Annotated in this window: 18 protein-coding genes and 2 riboswitches; of the genes, 9 read left to right on the plus strand and 9 right to left on the minus strand. The window is 68.1% G+C overall.

Annotation, left to right across the window (positions count from 1 at the left end; genetic code table 11):
• Window positions 1–66: 66 nt before the first annotated feature.
• The 8 genes from AAID08_RS25165 to AAID08_RS25200 all read left to right on the plus strand — a co-directional run bounded on the left by AAID08_RS25165 (window position 67) and on the right by AAID08_RS25200 (window position 11,949).
• Window positions 67–1,572, plus strand: coding sequence for a M81 family metallopeptidase (locus AAID08_RS25165; RefSeq protein WP_064528589.1), 1,506 nt, complete (start codon window positions 67–69; stop codon window positions 1,570–1,572).
• 85 nt (window positions 1,573–1,657) lie between these two features.
• Window positions 1,658–3,223: an ABC transporter substrate-binding protein gene (locus AAID08_RS25170; protein ID WP_395757049.1), complete on the plus strand. Its 1,566-nt coding sequence runs from the start codon at window positions 1,658–1,660 to the stop codon at window positions 3,221–3,223.
• Window positions 3,224–3,249: 26 nt separating this feature from the next.
• Entirely contained in the window at window positions 3,250–4,191 is a 942-nt protein-coding gene (locus AAID08_RS25175; protein ID WP_054500655.1) for an ABC transporter permease, read from the plus strand.
• Between the two features lie 9 nt (window positions 4,192–4,200).
• Complete coding sequence (locus tag AAID08_RS25180) at window positions 4,201–5,106, plus strand: ABC transporter permease (RefSeq protein ID WP_049076228.1); 906 nt, start codon at window positions 4,201–4,203, stop codon at window positions 5,104–5,106.
• Between the two features lie 5 nt (window positions 5,107–5,111).
• Complete coding sequence (locus AAID08_RS25185; protein WP_064528592.1) at window positions 5,112–6,797, plus strand: ABC transporter ATP-binding protein; 1,686 nt, start codon at window positions 5,112–5,114, stop codon at window positions 6,795–6,797.
• A gap of 44 nt (window positions 6,798–6,841) precedes the next feature.
• Window positions 6,842–8,248 carry an amidase gene (locus tag AAID08_RS25190; RefSeq protein ID WP_049076232.1) on the plus strand — a complete coding sequence of 469 codons (1,407 nt, stop codon included), beginning with the start codon at window positions 6,842–6,844 and terminating at the stop codon, window positions 8,246–8,248.
• A gap of 45 nt (window positions 8,249–8,293) precedes the next feature.
• The gene (locus tag AAID08_RS25195; protein ID WP_395757050.1) at window positions 8,294–9,769 is read left to right on the plus strand and encodes a M81 family metallopeptidase; all 1,476 of its coding nucleotides are present in this window, start codon (window positions 8,294–8,296) and stop codon (window positions 9,767–9,769) included.
• A 209-nt stretch (window positions 9,770–9,978) separates the two neighbouring features.
• Entirely contained in the window at window positions 9,979–11,949 is a 1,971-nt protein-coding gene (locus AAID08_RS25200) for a DUF945 family protein (RefSeq protein WP_064528598.1), read from the plus strand.
• A gap of 106 nt (window positions 11,950–12,055) precedes the next feature.
• Here the strand turns inward: AAID08_RS25200 and gcvP are convergent, their stop codons facing one another.
• The 8 genes from gcvP to AAID08_RS25240 form a co-directional block, all read right to left on the minus strand.
• Window positions 12,056–14,929, minus strand: a complete 2,874-nt coding sequence (gene gcvP, locus AAID08_RS25205; protein WP_175189022.1) for an aminomethyl-transferring glycine dehydrogenase — start codon at window positions 14,927–14,929, stop codon at window positions 12,056–12,058.
• A 91-nt stretch (window positions 14,930–15,020) separates the two neighbouring features.
• Window positions 15,021–15,398, minus strand: coding sequence for a glycine cleavage system protein GcvH (gcvH, locus tag AAID08_RS25210; protein WP_006385867.1), 378 nt, complete (start codon window positions 15,396–15,398; stop codon window positions 15,021–15,023).
• A 101-nt stretch (window positions 15,399–15,499) separates the two neighbouring features.
• Window positions 15,500–16,600, minus strand: coding sequence for a glycine cleavage system aminomethyltransferase GcvT (gene gcvT, locus AAID08_RS25215; protein ID WP_175189021.1), 1,101 nt, complete (start codon window positions 16,598–16,600; stop codon window positions 15,500–15,502).
• An 83-nt stretch (window positions 16,601–16,683) separates the two neighbouring features.
• A riboswitch (glycine riboswitch) is annotated at window positions 16,684–16,806 on the minus strand.
• A 33-nt stretch (window positions 16,807–16,839) separates the two neighbouring features.
• Window positions 16,840–16,932: riboswitch (glycine riboswitch) on the minus strand.
• 78 nt (window positions 16,933–17,010) lie between these two features.
• Complete coding sequence (locus AAID08_RS25220) at window positions 17,011–17,904, minus strand: ZIP family metal transporter (protein WP_049076242.1); 894 nt, start codon at window positions 17,902–17,904, stop codon at window positions 17,011–17,013.
• Between the two features lie 27 nt (window positions 17,905–17,931).
• Window positions 17,932–18,546, minus strand: coding sequence for a superoxide dismutase (locus AAID08_RS25225; protein WP_395757051.1), 615 nt, complete (start codon window positions 18,544–18,546; stop codon window positions 17,932–17,934).
• Between the two features lie 260 nt (window positions 18,547–18,806).
• A complete protein-coding gene (locus AAID08_RS25230) occupies window positions 18,807–20,009 on the minus strand; it encodes an NAD(P)/FAD-dependent oxidoreductase (RefSeq protein WP_395757052.1) in 1,203 nt (400 codons plus the stop codon).
• A gap of 17 nt (window positions 20,010–20,026) precedes the next feature.
• The gene (locus tag AAID08_RS25235) at window positions 20,027–22,288 is read right to left on the minus strand and encodes an arginine/lysine/ornithine decarboxylase (protein ID WP_054500645.1); all 2,262 of its coding nucleotides are present in this window, start codon (window positions 22,286–22,288) and stop codon (window positions 20,027–20,029) included.
• 246 nt (window positions 22,289–22,534) lie between these two features.
• Window positions 22,535–22,987, minus strand: a complete 453-nt coding sequence (locus AAID08_RS25240) for a hypothetical protein (RefSeq protein WP_064528602.1) — start codon at window positions 22,985–22,987, stop codon at window positions 22,535–22,537.
• A gap of 103 nt (window positions 22,988–23,090) precedes the next feature.
• Between AAID08_RS25240 and AAID08_RS25245 the strand changes: the two genes are divergently transcribed.
• Window positions 23,091–23,618, plus strand: a complete 528-nt coding sequence (locus AAID08_RS25245; protein WP_269201924.1) for a GNAT family N-acetyltransferase — start codon at window positions 23,091–23,093, stop codon at window positions 23,616–23,618.
• On the opposite strand, the gene AAID08_RS25250 is transcribed toward AAID08_RS25245, so the two are convergent.
• Window positions 23,615–24,853: a diguanylate cyclase gene (locus AAID08_RS25250; protein ID WP_064528605.1), complete on the minus strand. Its 1,239-nt coding sequence runs from the start codon at window positions 24,851–24,853 to the stop codon at window positions 23,615–23,617. The genes AAID08_RS25245 and AAID08_RS25250 overlap by 4 nt on opposite strands.
• Window positions 24,854–25,001: the final 148 nt, after the last annotated feature.

A 25,001-nucleotide genomic window follows, 5' to 3' on the forward strand; every position in this document is an offset into this window, starting at 1 on the left:
CCACACCGCCCCGGCCCGCCAAGAGGCCGGGGTTTTGCCGAAAGACACACAACAAGGGGAATCCTGATGCGCATCGGGATAGGCGGCTTTCAGCATGAAACCAATACGTTCGCGCCCTCGCGCGCGGCGTGGGAGGACTTTGCCGACAAGGGCGGCGGCTGGCCGAAACTGGTCAGCGGTCCGGCGATGTTCCAGGCCGTGGCCGGCGCCAACATTCCCGTGGCCGGCTTCATCGAGGCCATGCAACAGCACACTCTGCTGCCGGCCACGTGGGCCGCGGCCAGCCCGTCGGGCCCGGTCACCGAGGACGCGTTCGAACGCATCAGCGCCCTGATCCTGCAGGGCCTGCAAGCGGCCATGCCGCTGGATGGCGTGTACCTGGACCTGCACGGCGCTATGGTCACCGAGCACCTGGACGACGGCGAGGGCGAACTGCTCAAGCGCGTGCGGGCGCTGGTTGGCCCTGACGTGCCGGTGGTGGCCAGCCTCGACCTGCACGCCAACATGACAGCGGCAATGGTGCGTTACGCCGACGCGCTGGTCTGCTACCGCACCTATCCGCACATCGACATGGCCGAGACCGGCCAGCGCGCCGCCGCGCTGCTGGCGCGGCGCCTGGCCGGCGCGCCTCGTTCCTGCGTGGCGCTGCGGCAGTTGCCCTACCTGATTCCGCTGTGCTGGCAATCGACCGACATCGAGCCGGCGCGCAGCCTGTACCAGATGGTCGGCGACATCGAGGCGCGCGGCGCCCAGAGCGCGTCGCTGGCCACCGGCTTTCCCGCCGCGGACTTTCCCGACTGCCTGCCGGCGGTATGGGCCTACGGCGCCACCCAGGCCGAGGCCGACGCGGCCGCCGACACGCTGGCGCGCGCGGTGCTCGATGCCGAACGGGATTTTGGCGGCACCCTGTATTCGCCCGATGACGCGGTCACGACCGCCCTGCGCCTGGCGCGCGAGGCCAACGCGCCGGTGGTCATCGCCGACGCGCAGGACAATCCGGGCGCCGGCGGCAGTTCCGACACCACCGGCCTGCTGCGCGCGCTGATCCGCCACCAGGCGCGCGATGCCGCCATCGGACTGATCGTCGATCCGGAAGCGGCGCTGGCCGCGCACCGCGCTGGCGTGGGTAAATCGGTCCGCATTGCATTGGGTGGACACTCGGGTATTCCCGACGACGAACCGCTGGACGCGGAGTTCATCGTGGAGAAAACTTCGGATGGGCGCTTCGATACGCATGGCGCGTTCTATCGCGGCTTCCACATGGACCTGGGCCCCAGCGCCTGCCTGCGCATCGGCGGCGTGCGCATCGTGGTGGCGTCCAACAAGGTGCAGATGGCCGACCAGGAAATGTTCCGCTTCGCCGGCATCGAGCCGCGCCGCGCGGCCATCCTGGCGGTGAAAAGCTCGGCGCATTTCCGCGCCGACTTCACCCCGATCGCCCACACGATCCTGGTTTGCGCCGCGCCGGGTTCCATGCTGATGGATGCGGCAAAACAACCATGGACACGGTTGCGTCCCGGCATCAGAATGGCGCCTTGCGGCCCCGTGTTTGCCGGCGCCGCGACCGACTGACCCTCGCTCGCCGCGCCCCGGGGCGCGGCGCGTTAACGACGTAGCGGCGAAACGCGCCGCTCACTACGCATACAAGGGGAATTTCATGCTCAAGTTCGTCCGCGCGGCCGCGTTCGCCGGCGCCACCCTGCTGATGGCCCATGGCGCCTACGCCGACACCGTCATCAAGGCGGTGATGCATTCGCCGCTGCGCCTGACCGATCCGCACGCCACCACCGCGTACATCACGACGTGGCATGGCTACATGATCTACGACACCCTGCTGGCCACCGACGCCGACAACAAGATCCAGCCGCAGATGCTGGAAAAGTGGGATGTCTCGGCCGACGGCAAGACCTACACCATGACGCTGCGCCCGGGCCAGAAATGGCATGACGGCAAGCCCGTCACGGCCGAGGACTGCGTCGCGTCGATCAAGCGCTGGGCCGCGGGCGACGGCATGGGCCGCACGCTGCTGAAATTCACCGACAAGATCGAAGTCATCGACGACAACAGCTTCCGCATCGTCATGAAGGAACCCACGGACCTGGCGCTGCGCGCCCTGTCCAAGCCGACCGGCACCGCGCCGTTCATGATGCCCAAACGCATCGCCGATCTGCCGATCGGCCAGCCGATCACCGACATGACCGGCTCGGGTCCGTTCAAGGTCATCGAGTTCAAGCCGGGCGTGAAGACCGTCTACGCCAAGAATGCCGACTACGTGCCGCGCAAGGAGCCCGCCAGCGGCCTGGCCGGCGGCAAGGTGGTGAACGTGGACAAGGTCGAGTGGGACGTGATGCCCGACGCCCTGACCACCGCCAACGCGCTGCTGGGCGGCGAGATCGACTTCGTCGAGCAGTTCCCGTACGACCTGCTGCCGATGGTCGAGGGCAACAAGGACCTGAAGGAAGAGTCGCTCAGCCCGGTCGGCTACTTCACGATGTACCGTTTCAACTTCAAGTACCCGCCCTTCAACAACAAGAAGATCCGCCAGGCCGCGATGTACGCCATCGGCCAGGAAGACGTGATGAAGGCGCTGGTGGGCAATCCCAAGTACTGGCGAACCTGCGCCTCGCTGTGGGGCTGCGGCACGCCGCTGGAATCGGACATCGGCAAGGACGTGGTGGTGCCCTCGAACATCGAGAAGGCCAAGGCCCTGCTGAAGGAAGCCGGCTATGACAACACCCCGATCCTGGTGATGCACGCCACCGACGTCGGCACGCTGTCGGCGCAGCCGGTGGTGATGGCACAGGCGCTGCGCAAGGCCGGCTTCAACGTCAACCTGGCGGCGATGGACTGGCAGAGCGTGGCGACCCGCCGCGCCTCGAAGGCGGCGCCGGCCGAAGGCGGCTGGAACATCCACAACACCAACTGGTACGCCACCGACGTGATGGACCCGGTGCGCTCGGCCCCGGCCGCGGCCAACGGCGACAACGCCTGGTTCGGCTGGCCCGACTTCCCCCAGGTCGAGGAACTGCGCACCAAGTTCACGCTGACCTCCGATCCGGCCGAGCAGAAGAAGATCGCCGATGAATTGCAGCGCATCGGCATCGACGAAGGCCTGTACGTGCCGCTGGGCCAGATGTCCGTGCCCACCGTGTACACCACCAAGCTCTCGGGCCTGGTGCATGCGCCGGTGTTCGCGTTCTGGAATGTGAAAAAAGCCCCTTGACGGGCAAGTAGTTCAGGGGGAAATACATGCTGGCATTCGTCTCACGCCGGCTCCTCGCGACCATCCCCGTTCTGGTGATGGTCGCGGTGGTGGTCTTTGCGATATTGCGTCTGAGCCCGGGTGATCCGGCCATCATCATGGCGGGCGACGGCGCCACGCCCGAGCGGATCGAGCAGATCCGCCAGACGATGGGCCTGGACAAGCCGGTCGCCAAACAGTTCTTCATCTGGGGCGGCAAGTTGCTGCAGGGAGACCTCGGCACCTCGCTGATGTCCGGCGTGCCGGTCACCCAGCTCATCGGCCAGCGGCTCGAACCGTCGTTGAGCCTGGCGTTGCTGACGCTGGTATTCACGCTGGTCGTGGCGATTCCGCTGGGCGTGCTGGCGGCCTGGCGCCAGGGCCGGCTGCTGGATCGCGCCGTCATGGGCTTTTCGGTGCTGGGCTTTTCGGTGCCGGTGTTCGTCACCGGCTACCTGCTGATCTGGGCCTTCGCCATCAAGCTGGGCTGGTTCAACGTGCAGGGCTACACGCCGCTGGCCAATGGCTTCTGGCTGTTCCTGCACCGGCTGATCCTGCCGTCGCTGGCGCTGTCCACGGTGTACATCGCCCTGATCGCGCGCATCACGCGCACCAGCGTCATCGAGGTGATGGGCGAGGACTTCATCCGCACCGCGCGCTCCAAGGGGCTGACCGAGACCGGCGTGCTGCTGGGCCACGCGCTGCGCAATGCCGCGGTGCCCATCGCCACGGTGGTGGGCCTGGGCATCGCGCTGCTGATCAGCGGCGTGGTGGTGACCGAATCGGTGTTCAACATCCCGGGCCTGGGCCGGCTGGTGGTCGAAGCCGTGCTGGCGCGCGATTACCCCGTGATCCAGGGCCTGACGCTGTTCTTCGCCTTCGTCTACGTGTTCATCAATCTGGTTGTCGATTGCGCCTACACGGTGTTCGACCCCCGTATCCGATACTGAGGCCACGCCATGCAAACGCCAACCGACGCCGCCGCGCAAGCGGCCGCCGATCTTCCCGGCGGCGGCACGCCCCACGTCACCGCCTGGCGCCAGATCCGCCAGGGCCTCAAAAGCTGGCCGGTGATGCTGGCCCTGGTGGTGCTGCTCATCATTGTCGCCATCGCCCTGTTCGCCCCGCTGCTGGGCACGGTCGACCCGACTTTCATCAATCCCGGCGCGCGCCTGAAGCAGCCGTTCACCGACTACCTGTTCGGCACCGACGCCTTCGGCCGTGACGTCTGGTCGCGCGTGGCCTACGGCGCGCGCGTCTCGCTGATCGCGGGCCTGGGCGCCGCGGTCGTCAGCGTCGCCATCGGGCTCGTGGTCGGCGTCATCGCCGGCTGGTTCCGCTCGCTCGACGGCATCATCATGCGCACCATGGACGCCATCATGGCGATCCCCGGCATCCTGCTGGCGATCGCGCTGGTGTCGGTCACCGGCGCCAGCCTGACGACGGTGCTGGTGGCCATCACCATTCCCGAGATCCCGCGGGTGGTGCGGCTGGTGCGCGGCCAGATCCTGACCGTGCGCGGCGAGCCCTACGTCGAGGCCGCGCTGGCGCTGGGCACGCCGCTGCCGCTGCTGCTGTGGCGCCACATGGTGCCCAGCACCATCGCGCCGCTGACCGTGCAGGGCACGTATGTGTTCGCTTCGGCCATGCTGACCGAGGCCATCCTCAGCTTCCTGGGCGCGGGCATCCCGCCCGAGATCGCCTCCTGGGGCAACATCATGTCCGAGGGCCGCATGTACTTCCGCATGCTGCCCGGCCTGATCCTGTTCCCGGGGCTGTTCCTGTCGCTGACCGTGCTCAGCGTGAACATCCTGGGCGACGCGCTGCGCGACGCCCTCGATCCGAAAATGGTGCGCAGGATCTGATGCCGATGACCTACTCTCCCACTCCCCCCGCGGGCGATACCTCGTCCGCCGTGCTGGCGATCCGCAACCTGTCGGTGGAGGTCGGCGGCGCCGGCAACCGCGTGGTGCGCAACCTGAGCCTGGACGTGCACGCCGGCGAAACCGTGTGCGTGGTCGGCGAATCCGGCTCGGGCAAGTCGGTCACCTCGCTGGCCGTCATGGGCCTGCTGCCGCCTGGCGTGCTGCGCATCAGCGCGGGTTCGATCCGCGTCGAAGGCGAGGACGTGGCCACCGCCACGCCGCGGCGCCTGCGCGAGCTGCGTGCCACCCGCATGGCCATGGTGTTCCAGGAACCCATGACGGCACTGAACCCCGTGCACACCGTCGGCAAGCAGGTCGATGAAGTGCTGCGGCTGCATCGCCGCATGTCGGCCGCCGAACGCCGCGCCAAGGTGCTGGACATGTTCCGCTCGGTGCACCTGCCCGACGTCGAGCGCATCTACGATGCCTATCCGCACCAGCTCTCGGGCGGCCAGCGCCAGCGCATCGTGATCGCCATGGCGCTGATCCTGGAGCCCAAGCTGCTGATCGCCGACGAGCCGACCACGGCGCTGGACGTCACCACGCAGAAGCAGATCCTGCTGCTGATCAAGGAACTGCAGGTCAAGCACCGCACCGCCGTGCTGTTCATCACGCACGACTTTGGCGTGGTGGCCGAGATCGCCGACCGCATCGTGGTGATGAACCGCGGCGACCTGATCGAAAGCGGCACGCGCCACGAAATCCTGGCAGAACCCAAGCAGTCGTACACGCGCCGCCTGGTGTCGTCGGTGCCCAGCCTGGTGCCCTCGCACCGCGAAGCGCCCGCCGGCCAGCCGGTGCTGCACGTCAAGGGCCTGGGGCGCACCTACGGCGGCAAGCGCGCGCTGTTTTCGCGCCGCGCGCCGCAGAACGTGATCGCCGCGGCCGACGTCAACCTGACGTTGCGCAAGGGCGAGATCCTGGGCATCGTGGGCGAATCCGGTTCGGGCAAATCGACGGTGGCGCGCTGCATCGTGCGCCTGATCGAGCCCACCGCCGGCCACATGATGATGGGCGGCGAAGACCTCAGCACCCTGTCCGGCGCGGCGCTGCGCCCGGTGCGCCGCCGCATCCAGATCGTGTTCCAGGACCCGTACCGTTCGCTCAACCCGCGCCGCACCGTGGGCGAATCCATCATCGAAGGCCTGCTCAATTTCGGCGTGCCCCGCGACAAGGCCGAGCAACGCGCCGGCGAAACGCTGTCGGTGGTCGGGCTCAGCCCCGACGCCATGCGGCGCTATCCGCACCAATTCTCCGGCGGCCAGCGCCAGCGCATCTGCATCGCCCGCGCGCTGGTGATGGACCCCGAGATCCTGGTGGCCGACGAAGCCGTGTCGGCGCTGGACGTGTCGGTGCAGGCGCAGGTCCTGGAACTGCTCGAGCAGGTGCGCGAGCGCACCGGCGTGGGCGTGCTGTTCATCACGCATGACCTGCGCGTGGCCGCGCAGATCTGCGACACCATCATGGTCATGCAGCGCGGCAAGGTCGTCGAGACCGGCGCCGCCCAGGCCGTGCTGACCGATCCCCGCCACGAGTACACCCGCGCCCTGATCGACGCGGCGCCCGGGCGCGACTGGGACTTCCGCAATTTCCGGCCCGTGGCGGCCGGGCTGGCGGCCCCCGCCGCCTGAGGCGTCCCAATCAACCCAGGCATCCCACGCAATCGGAACCCGCCATGTCGCAACCGCATGAACTCTCGGCCCAGGAACTGCTGGCCGCCTATCGCAACAAGACCCTGTCGCCGGTCGAGGCGACCCGCTCGGTGCTCGACCACATCGCGCGCTGGGAACCGCACATCCACGCCACCTATGCGCTCGATCCCGACCAGGCGCTGGCGCAGGCGCGCGCTTCCGAGGCGCGCTGGATGAAGGGCGAGCCGCAGGCTTGCGGCGGCTACTCGCTGGACGGCGTGCCCGCCACCATCAAGGAAAACATCGCCACCCGCGGCGTGCCGGTGCCGCTGGGCACCGCCGCCACCGACCTGACGCCGGCCGCGGCCGACGCCCCGCCGGCGGCGCGCATGCGCGAGGCCGGCGCCGTGGTGCTGGGCAAGACGACCATGCCCGACTACGGCATGCTCTCCTCGGGACTGTCGAGTTTCCATGCGCTGACGCGCAACCCCTGGGACCTGAGCAAAAACCCGGGCGGCTCCAGCGCCGGCGCCGGGGCGGCGGCGGCGGCGGGCTACGGCCCGCTGCACATCGGCACCGACATCGGCGGCTCGGTGCGCCTGCCGGCGGCCTGGTGCGGCATCGCCACGCTCAAGCCCAGCCTGGGCCGCATTCCCATCGACCCGCCCTTCATGGGCCGCTGCGCCGGCCCCATGACGCGCGACATCGCTGACGCCGCGCTGATGATGGGCGTGCTGTCGCAACCCGACGCGCGCGACCACATGAGCCTGCCGTTCCAGGACTTCGACTGGCTCAACCTGGATGCCGACGTGCGCGGCCTGCGCATCGGCCTGCAACTGGAAGCCGGCTGCGGCCTGCCGCTGGACCCGGAGATCCGTGCCGCCGTCGAAGCCGCGGCCCGACTGTTCGAGTCGGCCGGCGCCATCGTCACGCCGCTCAAGCCGTGGATGACGCCGGAGATGCTGGACGGCGTCGACCGTTTCTGGCGCACCCGCTCGGCCATTGACCTGGGGGCCCTGCCGCAAGCGCGCCGCGACAAGATCCTGCCGTTCATCCGCGCCTGGGCCGAAAGCGGCGGCGGCCAATCCGGCGAGGCCGTATTCCGCAGCTACTACGAAACCCTGAACGTGCGCGCCAGGACCGTCGCCGCCACCGCCCCCTACGACTACGTGCTGTCGCCGGTGGCGCCGGTGGTGGCCTACAACGCCGAGTGGGCCGCGCCCACCAACGAAGTCGCCACGACCATGCACCACATCGGCTACACCCTGCCCTACAACATGAGCGAGCAGCCGGCCGCCTCGGTCAATTGCGGCTATACCAAGTCGGGCCTGCCGATCGGCCTGCAGATCGCCGGCGCGCGCTTCGACGATCTGGGCGTGCTGCGCGTGGCCCGCGCCTGGGAACGCATGCGCCCGGCCCAGCAGCCCTGGCCGCAGCCGCCCCGGGCCTGACGCCGTCCCGCTCCCCTTCCCCTTTGGCAACCCACAGGAATTTCCATGCGTTGGCTTCTGGCAATGATCAAGCACGAGACGAACACCTTCTCGCCCGTGCCGACCCCGCTCGCGCGCTTTTTCCGCGGCAATCCTGAAATCCTGGCCGGCGACCGCGCCATCCGCGCCTACGAGAACACCGACAGCGGCCTGGGCGGCTACATCGAGGTGGCGCGCCGCGTCGGCGCCGAGATCGTGGTGCCCGTGGCCGCCGAGTCCTGGCCCAGCGGCCCGGCCAGCGCCGAGACCCACGAGCTGCTGTGCAAGCGGGTGCTGGACGAGGTCCGCAAGGGCGGCTACGACGCCATCCTGCTGGACCTGCACGGCGCCATGGTCGCCGAAGGCGTGGAAGACGCCGAGGGCGACCTGCTGCGCCGCCTGCGCGAGATCGATCCCAAGACGCCGGTGGCGGTGACGCTGGACATGCACGCCAACATCTACGCCGACATCGTCGACAACGCCACCGTCATCAGCGGCTTTCATACCTATCCGCACGTCGACATCCGCGAGGCCGGCATGCGCGCGGCCAACGTCATCGTGCGCACGCTCAAGGGCGAGATCAAACCCGTGATGACCTGGGGCGGCAAGCCCATGCTGCCGCACGTCATGTGCCAGGGCACCCACGCCGATCCCAACAAGTCGCTGCAGGAACGCTGCCGCCAGCTGGAGGCCGACGGCGTGCTGGCGGCCTCGGTGTTCGTGGGTTTCCCCCACGCCGACATCCGCGAGGCCGGCCTGAGCGCCGTGGTCTGTACGGACGCCAACCTGGCCCAGGCGGAGCAATACCGCGACGAGCTGCTGGACCGCGCCTGGAACGACCGCGCGAAATGGGTGTTCCATTCCGAGCCGCTGGCGCCCACCATTGCCCGGGCCAAGGCCATCGAGCAGGGACCGGTGGTGCTGCTGGACCACTACGACAACACCGGCTCCGGGGGCACCATGGACACCACCGCGGTGCTGGCCGAGGTGCTGCGCCAGGAACTGGACAACGTGGTGTTCTACGCCATCTGTGATCCCCAGGCGGCGCGCGAGGCGGCCACGGCGGGGGTGGGCAGCACCGTCACGCTGCCGCTGGGGGGCAAGGTCGACATGCCCGCCATCAATCGCCGCGGCGAACCGCTGACCGTGACGGGCCGCGTCAAGCTGGTGTTCGACGGCGTCTACCTGAACCGCGGCCCCATGTACCGTGGCGTGCGCAACGACACCGGCCTGACGGTGGTGATCGATACCGGACGGGTCGAGATCGTGGTGGTATCGCGGCACCAGGAACCCTTCGACATCAATTGCCTGCTGTCGGCCGGCATTGATCCGCTGCAAAAGCGCTATGTGGTGCTCAAGAGCCGGGTCCACTGGCGCGCCGGCTTCTCCGAAATGGCCACCGAGATCATCGAGTGCACCGGCGTGGGCGTCACCACCTCCGACTACGGCCAGCTCGACTTCAAGCACGTGCGCCGGCCGATCTACCCGCTCGATCCCCTGTAAAACACGCGTTGTCGACAATATGGCCGGCGCCCGAGGGCGCCGGCTTTCATTTTGAAATCTTCGGTAACGGCACGCACTGCAACTGGCTACCCCGCCTCGGTATACTCGCCGCGGGTCCTGACAGGCCGATGAATATGTCCCATTGCCCGCGCCGCTCGACGGCGCCGCGCCGCATGGACAAGACTCGACAATCAACGACAAAGCAAAACATGAAAAAGAGCGTAGCGATCACCTTAGCCGTGGTCATAGTGGGAGCGGGAAGCTGGGTGGGTGCTACCTGGTACACGGGCAAGCGCATCGAAGAAGGCGCGCAGCGCCGCCTGGCCGAGGCCAACGAGAAGCTGGCCAAGATCACGCCTTTGTTCGGCCTGCGCATCGACCAGATCAAATACGAGCGCGGCCTGTTCTCGACGCAGGCGCGCTACGGCGTGTCGTTCGTCAAGAGCGACAAGAGCCTGAGCGACATGCCGGACGGCATGCTGGAATTCGATGCCCAAATCGAGCACGGCCCGTTCCCCAAGAGCGCGCTGGCGCGCGGCGCCATCGCGCCCAAGCTGGCTTTCGTCCACGCCGAAATGGCCAAGACGGACAACGTCAAGCCGGTGTTCGAGCTGACCAAGGACGTCTCGCCCCTGGTCACCGATGCCATGGTCAGCTTTGGCGGCAGCACGGCATCGACCGCCCGCATCGCGCCGGTGAAGGTGACGCATGAGGGCAATTCGGTCGATTTCAGCGGCATGGAAATCACCGGCACGTTCGACCGCGGACTGGCCGCCATCACCGCCAATGCCAAGACCGACACGCTGGCGGTGGACGGCACCAAGGGCAGCGATCCGATCAAGATGGCGATGTCCGGCCTGACCATGGACGTCGACAGCCGCATGGGCAAGTTCGGCCTGTCGGTCGGCGACTCGGGCATCAAGATCAAGCGCATCGAAGTCATCAAGCCGGACGCCGACGCCAAGGTGATCCTCGACAACTTCAGCTACACCGTCAAGCTGGCCGAGGACGACAAGAACATCAACATCCAGGCCGCCTACCAGACCGGCGACATCAACGTCAACGACGTGCCGCTGGGCAACGGCCAGGCCGTCATCAAGCTGGCCCGGCTGGACGGCGCCGCGGTCAAGCAGCTGTCCGATACCTACAACCAGCTGATGCGTCAATACATGGCCGATGCCCACGACGAGGGCCTGAACGACGAACAGTTCCAGGTGCTGCTGGATAACGCCGGCAAGCTGCTGGCCGGCAATCCGTCGTTCAGCATCGACCCGATCAGCTGGAAGACCGCCAAGGGCGAAAGCAAGCTGAACGTCACGCTGGACCTGGCCAATCCTCCCAACGTCAAGGACCTGACGCCGCAGGAAATCGTGGTCAAGGCCATCAAGCAGATCGACGCCACGCTGGTGATCTCCAAGCCGATGGTGCAGGACCTGATGGTGCAGTACGCCATCAAGAAGGACGGCATGCCCGCCGACAAGGCCGAAGCCGAGGCCGCCGACAACATCCGCAGCATGTCCGGTATGGCCGAGATGTTCAACGTCGGCAAGAACGACGGCGACAACATCGTCGGCAAGTTCCACTTCGCCGACGGCATGGGCGACCTGAACGGCAAGAAGATTCCCGCCGACGAACTGTTCTCGGGCCTGCTGGGCGCGACCGGCATGAACAGCGCGATGGACGATGACGAGGAAGAAGCCGAACCGGCCGCCGGCGCCACCGCCATGGACGACGAAATGGCCGCGACCAGCAACGCCGACGTGGTCAATGAGTTCGACGTCGACATGGTCGTCCATATGCTGGAAGACATGGGCTACACCACCCGCAAGACCGACGGCGATGAAGGTCCGGTGCTGATCCTGGACGCCAGCAATTCCGGCGCCACCGACCTGCGCCTGGAATTCCTGTGCAATGACTTCTCCGAGAAGTGCTACGACCTGGTCGCCACCGCCACCTACGCCAGCAAGAAGCCGGCCACGCTCAAGGCCATCAACGCCTGGAACCAGGAGTACCGCTGGACCCGCGCTTACCTGGACGACAAGAACCAGGCCGTGCTGCAGATGGACATGAACGCCGAAGGCGGCATCGGCAAGAAAAACCTGCAGATCCTGCTGAACACCTACTTCAGCATCACCGAGGAATTCGCCACCGCCATCACGGCGGCGCCGGCCAGGAAGTAAGACGGCCGCGAAAAAGCAAAACCCCCATCGTGCGATGGGGGTTTTTTTTGCCTGTCGCCAGGCAAGCCTCGATGACCCGCCCCAAGGGGCGGGCCGTCACGCGGCATCAGGCGTAGGCTTCGACCGGCAGGCAGGCGCAAACCAGGTTGCGGTCGCCATAGGCGTTGTCCACGCGCGCCACCGGCGGCCAGTACTTGGCCTCGCGCAGCGAAGCCACCGGGTAGGCGGCCTGCTGGCGCGGGTAGTCGTGCAGCCATTCCTCGGCCAGCAGCATCTGCGCGGTGTGCGGCGCGTTCTTCAGGACGTTGTCCTCGCGATCGCGTTCGCCGCGCTCGACCTGGGCGATTTCCTCGCGGATCGAGATCATCGCCTCGATGAAGCGGTCCAGCTCGGCCACGCCTTCGGATTCGGTCGGCTCGACCATCAGCGTGCCGGCCACCGGGAAGCTCATGGTGGGGGCATGGAAGCCGTAGTCCATCAGGCGCTTGGCGATGTCCTCGGCGCTGATGCCGCTGGTTTCCTTGAGCGGACGCACGTCCAGGATGCACTCGTGCGCCACGCGGCCGTTGCGGCCCGCGTACAGCACCGGGTAGTGGCCGCGCAGGCGGGTGGCGATGTAGTTGGCGTTCAGGATCGCGACTTCGGTGGCGCGGCGCAGGCCGTCGGCGCCCATCAGCGCGATGTACACGAACGGGATCGGCAGGATGCCGGCCGAACCGAACGGCGCGGCCGAGACCGGGCCGACCTTGGCTTCGCCGGGCAGCTTGCCCTGCTCGTTCACCACGCCGGGCAGGTACGGCGCGAGGTGCGCGCGCACCGCCACCGGACCGACGCCCGGGCCGCCGCCGCCGTGCGGGATGCAGAAGGTCTTGTGCAGGTTCAGGTGCGACACGTCCGAGCCGAACTTGCCCGGCTTGGCCACGCCGACCATGGCGTTCATGTTGGCGCCGTCCAGGTACACCTGGCCGCCGGCCTGGTGCACCAGGTCGCAGATCTCGGTCACGGCTTCCTCGAACACGCCGTGCGTGGACGGGTAGGTGATCATCAGCGCGGCCAGCTTGTCGCCGACCTGTTCGATCTTGGCGCGCAGGTCGCCCAGGTCGACGTTGCCGTTGGCGTCGGAGGCCACCACCACCACGTCCATGCCGGCCAGTTGCGCCGACGCGGGGTTGGTGCCGTGGGCCGACGACGGAATCAGGCAGACGTTGCGCTGGTGCTGGCCGTTGGCCTGGTGGTAGCCGCGGATCGCCAGCAGGCCGGCGTATTCGCCCTGCGCGCCCGAGTTGGGCTGCAGGCTGATGTTGTCGTAGCCGGTGATCTCGCACAGCGCGGCCGACAGGCGCGTGATCAGCTCGTCATAGCCCTTGCTCTGCGAGGCGGGCGCGAACGGATGCACCAGCGCGAACTCGGGCCAGGTGATGGGGATCATCTCGGCCGTGGCGTTCAGCTTCATGGTGCAGGAGCCCAGCGGGATCATGGTGCGGTCCAGCGCCAAGTCCTTGTCGGCGAGCTTGCGCAGGTAGCGCAGCATGTCGGTTTCCGACTGCACGCTGGAGAACACCGGATGCTTGAGGATGGCGCTTTCACGCGCCACCGCGGCGGGGATGCCGCCGGCCGCCTTGGCGTCCAGCGCGTCGATGTCCAGTTCGACGTCGTCGCGTTCCAGGCCGGCGGCGAACACGTTCACCAGCGCCTGCAGGTCGGCGGCGGTGACGGTCTCGTCCAGCGACACGGCCAGGCGCGCGCCGTCGACACGGCGCAGGTTGATGTGCTCGCACTCGGCGGCCGTGATGATGGCGGGCGTGGCCGGGCCGGTTTCCAGCAGCAGCGTGTCGAAGAAGGTGTCGTTGGCGACCTTGATGCCCAGCTTGCCGAGTTCGGCGCGCAGGATGGCGGTGTAGCGCTGCACGCGCTCGGCGATGCGGCGGATGCCGGCCGGGCCGTGCCAGACGGCGTACATGCCGGCCATCACGGCCAGCAGCACCTGCGCGGTGCAGATGTTCGAGGTGGCCTTCTCGCGGCGGATGTGCTGTTCGCGCGTCTGCAGCGCCAGGCGCATCGCCGGGTTGCCCTGGGCGTCCTTGGACACGCCGACCAGACGGCCGGCCATGTTGCGCTTGAAGGCGTCCTTGCAGGCCATGAAGCCGGCGTGCGGGCCGCCGAAGCCGAACGGCACGCCGAAGCGCTGGGCCGAACCGATGGCGATGTCCGCGCCCCATTCGCCGGGCGCGGCCAGCAGCGCCAGCGCCAGCAGGTCGGTGGCCACGGCCACCACCGCGCCCTGCGCGTGGGCGGTCTCGGCCAGCTTGCGGTAGTCGGCCACCGAGCCGGTGCTGTGCGGGTACTGCAGCAGCACGCCGAAGCACTCCGGCAGGCCATCGGCCTCGTCGCCGACGGCGATCTCGATGTCCAGGCCCTCGGCGCGCGTGCGCACGACCTCGATGGTCTGCGGATGCACGTGGCGCGAGATGAAGAACACCGGGCTTTGCGACTTGGCGCTGCGGCGCGCCAGCGTCATGGCTTCGGCGGCGGCGGTGCTTTCATCGAGCAGCGAGGCGTTGGAGATGTCCAGCCCGGTCAGGTCGGCGACCATGGTCTGGTAGTTCAGCAGGGCCTCCAGGCGACCCTGCGAGATCTCGGGCTGGTACGGCGTGTAGGCCGTGTACCAGGCGGGATTCTCGAGAATGTTGCGCAACACCACGTTGGGCGTCTGCGTGCCGTAGTACCCCTGGCCGATGTAGTTGCGGTAGACCTTGTTGCGGCCGGCGATCTGCTTCAGTTCGGCCAGCACGTCGGCTTCGCTGCGCGACGGCGGCAGCGCCAGCGGCGCCTGGCTGCGGATCTTGGGCGGCACGACTTCTTCGATCAGGGCGTCCAGGCTGGGGCTGCCGATGGCGGCAAGCATGGCGGCCTGATCGGCGTCGGAGGGGCCGATGTGGCGGGGGATGAAGTCGGTGTGGGTGTCTAGGGCGCGCGACATGGGGGATCTCGGGATGGCGGTGTCGTCGGGGGGGACGGACGGTGATGCATGGACGGGCGGCGGCGCCAGCGCCGCGCCCGCCCCGGCCGGCTTAGCCGTTGGCGACGGCTTCGTAGCCGGCGGCGTCCAGCAGCTTGTCGGCATCGGCGGCGTTGACCGGCTTGATCTTGAAGATCCAGGCGGTGAAGGCCGATTCGTTGATCAGGTTGGGGTTGCTTTCCAGCTCGTCGTTGAACGCGACGATTTCGCCGGCCACGGGCGCGTAGATGTCGGAGGCGGCCTTGACCGACTCGACCACGCCGGCGGTCTCGCCCGCGTTCAGCTTGGCGCCGACCTTGACGTCGCCGACGAAGACCAGGTCACCCAGTTGGTCCTGGGCGGTATCGGTGATGCCGACGACGAACACGTCGCCTTCGGCTTTGACCCATTCATGGGACTCGGTGTACTTGCGATCGGTGGGCAGACTCATGGGAACTCCTGGGGGGATTCGGATAAGGAAATGGTGTTGCGCGCCTCGCGCCGGCGGCCTGCGCCCCAAAAGGGGCGGGCCTGCGGCGCGAAGCTTCGAGTTTACGAGTGTTCGACGGCTTTGCCGTTACGGACAAACGGCAGCTTGCAGACCAGGGCGGGCACCCACTTGCCGCGGATGTCGACCTCGACCGTGTCGCCCGCGACCACGCCTTGCGGCAGGCGGGCAAAGCCGATCGACACGCCCAGCGTCGGCGACATGGTGCCGCTGGTGAGTTCGCCCGTGCCGTTCTTGGCGCGCACCGCCATGTGGGCACGCATCACGCCACGTTCCTGCAGCTTCAGGCCGACGAAGGCGGCGGGCGTGGCGAACTGCTCCAGCGCGTCGCGGCCGATGAAGCGGCGCTCGGGGTTCTTCAGGGAAACCGTCCAGGTCAGCGCGGCTTCGCCGGGCTGGGTCAGTTCGTCCATGTCCTGGCCGTAGAGGTTCATGCCGGCTTCCAGGCGCAGCGTGTCGCGCGCGCCCAGGCCGGCCGGGCGCACACCCTGGGCCGCCAGGTCGCGCCACAGTTGCACCGCCTCGGCGGCGGGCAGCACGATTTCGAAGCCGTCTTCGCCGGTGTAGCCGGTGCGCGCGACCAGCGTGTCGTCGCCGACGCGGGCGGCCACGAACGGGGTCAGCGGCTCGCTGGCGGCCTGCCAGGCGGGGCGCGCGGCCCAGACCTTGGCGCGGGCGTTGGGGCCCTGCACGGCGATCATGGCCAGGTCGCGGCGCGGCGTGATGGTGACGTCGAACTTGCCGGCCTGCCTGACGCGCTGCATCCAGGCCATGTCCTTGTCGGCGGTGCCGGCGTTGACCACCACGCGCCATTCATCGGCGGCGAAGAAATACACGATCAGGTCGTCGATGACGCCGCCCTGCGGGTTCAGCATGCAGGTGTAGAGCGCCTTGCCGGGCACGGTCAGCTTGGCGACGTCGTTGGCCACCAGGCGCTGCAGGAAGGCGTAGGCGTCGGGGCCGGTGATGTCGGCGTTGAGCATGTGCGAGACGTCGAACATGCCGGCGTCCTGGCGCACCGCGTGGTGCTCCTCCAGTTGCGAGCCGTAGGCCAGGGGCATGTCCCAGCCGCCGAAGTCGACCATGCGGGCGCCAGAGGCGATATGTTCGTCGGCCAGCGGGGTGCGTTTGAGGGGTGCGGACATGCGCGGGTACTCCGGAGCGGCAGCGTTGCCAGGGTTACGGAATGCCGCCGGCGGACGGGATGCGCCCACGCAACGGCTGAATCTTCCGCCCCTCTGTCCTTTTGCCTGAGAGTTGCCCCGCGTGGCGGGTTTGCACCTTCGGCGCCTGGGCTGCTCGCTATGTCCCTGATTGGGCAGCGGCGCCAGGTCTCTCCAGAGTGCTGCTTTGCCGCGTCCGCGCGGTGAAAACCGGGACAGGGCAAGCATGCGCGGTATGGGATACCTGAGCGATTCCGGGCGAATTGCGCCTTCGGCGGCAGCCGCGAACGGCCGCTCTCTCCCGCAACATGCGTGACAGCGCCGAAAGCATACCGCGAAACGCGATTGCGTTGTTGATCCGTGAACGCTGGCCGGTCGCCGCCGCGCCCGTGTCAGCCCAGCGCGGTGTCCAGCAGCATCATCAGCACGAAGCCCAGCATCAGGCCGCAGGTGGCGTAGACCTCGTGCCCCTTGCGGTGCGACTCGGGGATGATCTCGTGGCTGATCACGAACAGCATGGCGCCGGCGGCAAAGCCCAGCCCCCACGGCAGCAATGCCGCCGACCAGCCCACCACCACCGCGCCCAGCACCGCGCCGACCGGCTCGACCAGGCCCGACAGCATGCCCAGCGCCACCGCGAACGCGCGCTTGTAGCCGGCGGCGATCAGCGCCACCGCCACCACCAATCCTTCGGGGATGTCCTGGATGGCGATACCGGTGGCCAGCGCGGTGCCCCGCAGCGGATCGTTGCCGGCGTAGCCGACGCCGATGGCCAGGCCTTCGGGCAGGTTGTGCAGCGTAATGGCGAAGACGAACAGCCAGGCGCGGCGCAGGCGGTGCGCCTCGATGCCCTCGCGGCCCTTGATGAAATGCTCGTGCGGCAACAGCCGATCCATCAGCAGCAGCGCCGCCGCGCCCAGCAGGATGGCGGCGCCCACCGTCAGGCCCGCGCCCCAGGGGCCGGCGCCCTGCGACTCGGCCGCCGCGATGCCAGGCGCCACCAGCGAGAACGCGCTGGCCGCCAGCATCACGCCGGCGCCGAAGCCGAACATGCTGTCCTGCATCTTCTGGGGGATGGTGCGCGCGAACAGGATCGGCAGCGTGCCCGCCGCGGTGGCGCCGGCGGCGACCATGCCGCCCAGCAGCGCGTCGGCCACGTGCGGCGCATTGGCATCGAAATAGACCCACGCCTGGTGCAGGCCCAGGCAGGCGACCAGCACCGCCAGCGTCCAGACGCTGACGCTGGTGGCCGCGGGCCGGATGCGATGACGGCTGAAGGTGTTCATGGTCCACTGCCCTCGCGCGATGCCGGCTCAGCCCACGGCGACGGCGTAGCGGCGCGCCACCTCGGACCAATCGATCACATTGTAGAAGGCGCCGATGTATTCCGGACGGCGGTTCTGGTACTTGAGGTAGTAGGCGTGCTCCCACACGTCCAGCCCCAGGATCGGCGTGTTGCCCTGCATCAGCGGGCTATCCTGGTTGGCGCTGCTTTCCACTGCCAGCTTGCCGTCCGGCGTCACGCTGAGCCAGGCCCAGCCGCTGCCGAAGCGCGTCAGCGCGGCCTTGGTGAAGGTATCGCGGAAGGCTGCCTGGCCGCCCAGCTCGGCATCGATGGCGCGGGCCAGCGCGCCGTCGGGCTCGCCGCCGCCGCGCGGCGACATGACCGCCCAGAACAGGCTGTGATTGGCATGCCCGCCGCCGTTGTTGCGCACCGCGCCGCGGATCGCCTCGGGCAACTGGTCGATGCGCGCCACCAGGGCGTCGACCGGCTCGTCGGTGGCGATGCCGGCGCCTTCCAGCGCGGCGTTCAGGTTGTTGACGTAGGTCTGGTGATGCTTGCCGTGGTGGATCTCCATCGTCAGCGCATCGATGTGCGGTTCAAGCGCGTCGTAGGCGTAAGGCAGGGGCGGCAGGGTGTAGGCCAAGGCGATCTCCGTCGGGCAACGCCGCCGACGAGGGCGAGCGTCTTATTTTTGAAAATACAAATGATAGGTATTTTTATTTGATACGACAACGATAACGTTGCAATGCCTGTCATGCAGGCAGGCTATGGGCCGGACAGCCCTTGGCGAGCAGCACGAAGCGTGCCCGCGCCGGCGGCGCGAAAAGCGTTGGACAAAGCGGGCGTCGCGCCCGGGAAGGAATGTGGCCGGAGCACGGGGAACGCGGGCAGCGCCCGGAACCGCTAGAGCGCCTTGCCGCAGGCCACGCCGGAGGCCCAGGCCCACTGGAAGTTGTAGCCGCCCAGCCAGCCGGTGACGTCCACGGTTTCGCCGATGAAGTACAGGCCGGGCGTGGCGCGGGCCTGCATCGATTTCTGGTCCAGCCCGCGCGTATCGACCCCGCCGCGCATGACCTCGGCCTTCTTGTAGCCGGCGGTGCCGCTGGGTACCAGGGTCCATTGGTGGATGTCCTGCGCCAGCGCGCGCAGGGTCTTGTCGGGCGCATCGGCCAGGCGCAGCGCCGCCAGGCCCGGCTTGCCGCCCTGCTCGGCCAGCTGCAGCCAGCGGTCGGCCAGGCGCTTGGGCCACAGGCCGGCCAGCACCGTGTGCAACTGCTGCCGGTTGCCGGACTTGGCCGCCAGCAGTTCGGCCGCCAGGTCGCGCCCCGGCGCCAGGTCGATGACGATGGGCTCGCCCGGCTTCCAGTAGCTGGAGATCTGCAGGATCGCCGGGCCCGACAGGCCCCGATGGGTGAACAGCAGGTCTTCGAGAAACTCGCCGCGCGCCTTGCCCTGCCCCGTCGCCAGGTTGACCTCCAGCGCCACGCCGGACAGCTCGGCCAGCGGCTGCCAGTGGGCGGCGTCGAAGGTCAGCGGCACCAGCGCCGGCCGCGGCTCGACCACCTTCAGGCCGAACTGGCGCGCCAGCTTCAAGCCAAAATCGGTGGCGCCCAACTGCGGGATCGCCATGCCGCCGGTGGCCACCACCAGCTTGGCCGCGCGGATCACGCCCTGGCTGGTGCGCAGTTCGAAGCCGGCCTCGCCATGGGCAACCTCGGCCACCTGGCAAGCCATGCGCCACTGCACGCCGCCGGCATCGCATTCGGCGCGCAGCATCTCGATGATGGATTCGCTGGAATCGTCGCAGAACAGTTGGCCGCGGTGCTTCTCGTGCCAGGCGATGCGGTGGCGCCTGAGCAGCGCCAGGAAGTCCTGCGGCGTGTAGCCCGCCAACGCCGACCGGCAGAAATGCGGGTTGTCGGAGAGGAAATTGGCGGGCCCCGCGCCGATGTTGGTGAAGTTGCAGCGGCCGCCGCCCGAGATACGGATCTTCTCGGCCAGCCGTTCGGCGTGATCCACCAGCACCACGCGCAGGCCGCGCTGACCGGCGACCGCGGCACACATCATGCCAGCGGCGCCGGCGCCGAGAACGGCGACATCGAACATCAGGACTCCGGACCCGATCAGTCTTCGATCAGGCAATCAACGTAATAGCGCTTCTCGCCGTCCGGACCCACTTCGTCGGCCAGGCCGTGGATGTAGGTCTCGAAGCCCGGGAAGCGCTCGTTGAACTCGCGCGCGAACTGCAGGTACTGGACGATGGTGCGGTTGAAGCGCTCGCCCGGGATCAGCAGCGGAATGCCCGGAGGATACGGCGTCAGCAGCACGCCGGTGACGCGGCCTTCCAGCTTGTCGATATCCACGCGCTCGACCTCGCGGTGCGCCATGCGGGCGAAGGCGTCGGACGGCTTGAGCGCCGGCACCATGTCGCTCAGGTACATCTCGGTGGTCAGGCGGGCCACGTCGCGTTCGCGGTAGGCCTCGTGGATCTGCTGGCACAGGTCGCGCAGGCCCATGCGCTCGTAGCGGCGATGGCCGCGGCAGAAGTCCGGCAGGATGCGCCACAGCGGCTGGTTGCGGTCGTAGTCGTCCTTGAACTGCTGCAACGCGGTCAGCAGCGTGTTCCAGCGGCCCTTGGTGATGCCGATGGTGAACAGGATGAAGAACGAATACAGGCCGGTCTTCTCGACCACCACGCCGTGCTCGGTCAGGTACTTGGAGACCAGCGCGGCCGGGATCCCGGTTTCGCCGAAGCTGCCCGACATGTCCAGCCCCGGCGTGATGACCGTGGCCTTGATCGGGTCCAGCATGTTGAAGCCTTCGGCCAGGTCGCCGAAGCCGTGCCAGTGGTCGTTCGACTCCAGGATCCACTCATCGCGGTTGCCGATGCCTTCGGACACCAGGCGGTTCGGGCCCCAGACCTTGAACCACCAGTCGTTCTTGCCGAACTCCGATTCCACCTTGCGCATGGCGCGGCGGAAGTCCATGGCTTCGCGGATGCTTTCCTCGACCAGCGCGGTGCCGCCCGGCGGCTCCATCATGGCCGCGGCCACGTCGCACGACGCGATGATCGCGTACTGCGGCGAGGTCGACGTGTGCATCAGGTAGGCTTCGTTGAAGACGTTGCGGTCCAGCTTGCGGGTCTCGGATTCCTGCACGATGATCTGCGAGGCCTGCGAGATGCCGGCCAGCAGCTTGTGCGTGGAGTGGGTCGCGAACACCATCGCGTCCTTGCTGCGCGGACGGTCCTGGCCGATCGCGTGCATGTCCTGGTAGAACTCGTGGAACGAGGCGTGCGGCAGCCAGGCTTCGTCGAAGTGCAGCGTGTCGACGTAGCTGCCCAGGTGTTCCTTGATCATCTCGACGTTGTAGATCACGCCGTCGTAGGTGCTCTGCGTCAGCGTCAGGATGCGCGGGTTCTTGTTCACGGCTTCGCGCGCGAACGGGTTGGCCTCGATCTTCTTGCGGATGCTGTCCGGATGGAACTCTTCCAGCGGGATCGGGCCGATGATGCCCAGGTGGTTGCGCGTCGGGCGCAGGAACACCGGGATCGCGCCCGTCATCGTGATGGCGTGCAGGATCGACTTGTGGCAGTTGCGGTCCACCACCACCACGTCGCCGGCGGCGACGTTGGCGTGCCACACCACCTTGTTCGAGGTCGAGGTGCCGTTGGTCACGAAGTAGCAGTGGTCGGCGTGGAAGATGCGCGCCGCGTTCAGTTCGGACTCGGCCACCGGGCCGGTGTGGTCCAGCAACTGGCCCAGTTCGTCGACGGCGTTGCAGACGTCGGCGCGCAGCATGTTCTCGCCGAAGAACTGGTGGAACATCTGGCCCACCGGGCTCTTCAGGAACGCCACGCCGCCGGAGTGGCCGGGGCAGTGCCAGGAATAGGAGCCATCCTGCGCATACTTGACCAGCTCGCGGAAGAACGGCGGCGGCAGGCTGTCCACATAGCTGCGCGCTTCGCGGATGATGTGGCGCGCCACGAATTCGGGGGTGTCCTCGAACATGTGGATGAAGCCGTGCAGCTCGCGCAGGATGTCGTTCGGAATGTGTTCCGAGGTGCGCGTCTCGCCGTACAGGTAGATGGGGATGTCGGCGTTGCGGAAGCGCAGTTCGCCGATGAAGGTGCGCAGGTTCTTGATCGCGCTGGCCACGTCCTCGGGCGAATCCACGTCGAACTCTTCGTCGTCGATCGACAGGATGAAGGCGCTGGCACGGCTCTGCTGCTGGGCGAACGAACTCAGGTCGCCGTAACTGGTCACCCCGATCACCTCGACGCCCTCGGCCTCGATCGCCGCGGACAGGGCGCGGATACCCAGACCGGACGCGTTCTCGGAACGGTAGTCCTCGTCGATGATGAAGATGGGGAAGCGGAATTTCATGCAGGCGCTCCTGGGGGCAAGGCGAATCGGACCGGGTTGGCGGACGCGAGTGTACTTCTAGTGAAAAACCGTCTGATGACAGGCGGGCGCGAGGTTCCCGCCGGCGGCGGGAATGGCCGAATTGTAGGGCCGTTTTTCTCCAGGCCCTATGGTTTTCCCGAAGACCGTTGCAACGCGTCCGCGAGCGGCCGCCGCGGGGCGGCCGGGAGAGCGCCGGCCAGGCTCCCGCGAGAAGCTCGCGCGGCCCTACCGCAGGGTGCGGGCCTCGCCCGCCTCCAGGGCCGCGATGAAGCGGTCGAAGTACGGCGGGATGGCCTCGGCGGCGCCGTAGCGGATGCGCCGCTCGACCTTGGCGATGGCGCCGAAGCAGACCTCGGCCTCGGGCTCGCCGCAGACCAGCACCACCGGGTCCTCGTCGTCGCAGACCTCGTACAGGCCGCCATGGGCGCGCCGGGCCACCTCGTAGAGGTAGGCGGCGGCGCCGACAGTCTGCATGGGAGTCAGTGGCAATGTGCCCACATGCGCGGCTTCGAGCGCATCGTCTAGCGCATGGACGCTCGACGGTGTGTAGTCGAGCCCGGCTCCGGCGGAACCGGCGGCCTGGACGAAATCTTCGGCGGCGTGGGCCACGCGGGCCACGAACTCTTCCTGGACCTCGTCGCGCTCGGCCTCATGGTTTATCTTGAGGAAACCGAACATCGTTGGCTCCTTTGTGAAAACCGCAAGCGGCGTTGCCCCATTATAGGCAGCCGGGGCGCCTATACTGCCCCAACCGTACCTTATTCCCAACAATCCGCGTCCCGTGACCTCCGCATCCGGCCTCCTCGTCAGACGTCTGATCCCCCTGGATGCCCAGGCGCTGCGCCAATTGCGCCTGGACGCCCTGCGCGAGACTCCGGAAGCGTTCGGATCGAGTTACGAAGAGGAACATACGCTGACACTGGAAGACATCCGCGGCTGGATCGCGCCGGCGGACGACAGCGCGATGTTCGGTGTGTTCTCGGAAACGGCGCTGGCCGGCATCGCCGGCGTCACCCGCCAGCGCAAGCTGAAGATGCGCCACAAGGCACATATCTGGAGCGTCTACGTAGCGCCCGAGTGGCGCGGCCGGGGCCTGGCGCGCCTGCTCATGCGCGCCGCCATCGATCACGCCGGCGCCATGCGCGGCGTGCGCACGGTGCAGTTGAGCGTCACCGCCAACAACGCGGCGGCGCGCCGGCTGTACGCCAGCCTCGGCTTCGAGGAGTACGGCCTCGAGCGCGAGGCGCTGTGCGTCAATGGCAAGCTCTACGACGAGGTACTGATGGCGCTGGCCCTGTCCGGCCGCTAGGCGGCGCCGGCGCGGCGTCGGGAACCGTAGGCCCAGACCTGGTTGCGGCCGCCGTCCTTGGCCTTGTAAAGCGCCTGGTCGGCCGCCTTGATGACGGCGTCCGGCGCGCGCAACGTCTCGCCGCGCTCGGCCACCCCGATGCTGACCGTGACCCGCAACGGCCGCACATTGCGTCCGCGGCCGCCGCGCCGGCGCAGGCCGACCTGGTCCGCCTTGGGCCGCGCCGGCTTGTCGCGCAGGCGCATCTGGTAGGCCTCGATCGCGCGCCGCACCGTTTCCAGGTGTGGCATGGCCTCGACGGCGGTCTTGCCCGGAAACACCAGCGTGAATTCCTCGCCGCCGTAGCGGTAGGCATAGCCGCCGCCCGGCACCCGGCGCAGTTGCGCCGCCACCATGCGCAGCACCTGGTCGCCGACGTCGTGGCCGTGGGTGTCGTTGAACGCCTTGAAGTGATCGACGTCGGCCATCGCCAACGTATAGACGCGGCCCATGCGTTGCAGGCGCTCATTGAGCGCGCGGCGGCCCGGCAGCCCGGTCAGTTCGTCGCGGAAGGCCATGTGATAACCCTCGTGCGCCAGCGAAATAGACAGCGATGTCAGCGCGGCGGAAGCCATCACGGCCAGCTCGATGGGATGGGCGCCGCCGCGCGGCAGCGCCCAGGCCATGCAGACGAAACCCAGCCATTGGCCAGCCTGCTGCGGACGGCCATAGCGCAACAGCAGCAAGGTCAAGGTCAGGCCGGTGACCAGCAGCGCCGCCAGCGCTTCGGCCGGGATGCCGAGCCGCGCCAGCATGCCCTGCACGGCGAGCGTGCCGAACCACTGCCCGGCGCCGTCCTTGCCGGCCAGCGCGATGGCCGCGGCGCCCACCGCCATCAGAGCGATGCGCGCGGCCAGGTCCCACAACATGCCGGCGCGTTCCGGCCAGAGCGCGTTGATGGTGTAGGCCAGCGACCACCACACCAGCGCGGGCCCCAGCGCCCACGGCGCCTCGCTGGCCAGCGTCGGCCAGATGGCCACGGCCATCAGCACGCCGAGCATCAGCGCGAGCGTCTGCGAACGCTGGTACATCAGGCAGATCGCCGCGCCGACCAGCGCCATGACCCACGGCACGAACGGCACGATCAGCGTCAGCGCCGGCGGCCACTGGCGCCACAACAACAGCCCCACCGCCGCAATCACCGGCAGCGCAGGATAGAACAACAGGGGCAGCCAGGGGATATGGGGGTAACGCACGGATAGGCCTTGCTCACGCTTGCTGAAATGACGTCGCCAAATCGGCAAACACATATGTCATTTTACGGTCGCCCCCCCGGGTTCTTTAGCGCCGCGCAGGCCGCCGGCGCGATTGCAACGCGGCGTGCGCGCCATGCTATGTTTTGCG

It is taken from the genome of Achromobacter sp. EB05, assembly GCF_044232075.1.
Taxonomy (GTDB): Bacteria; Pseudomonadota; Gammaproteobacteria; order Burkholderiales; family Burkholderiaceae_B; genus Achromobacter; species Achromobacter dolens.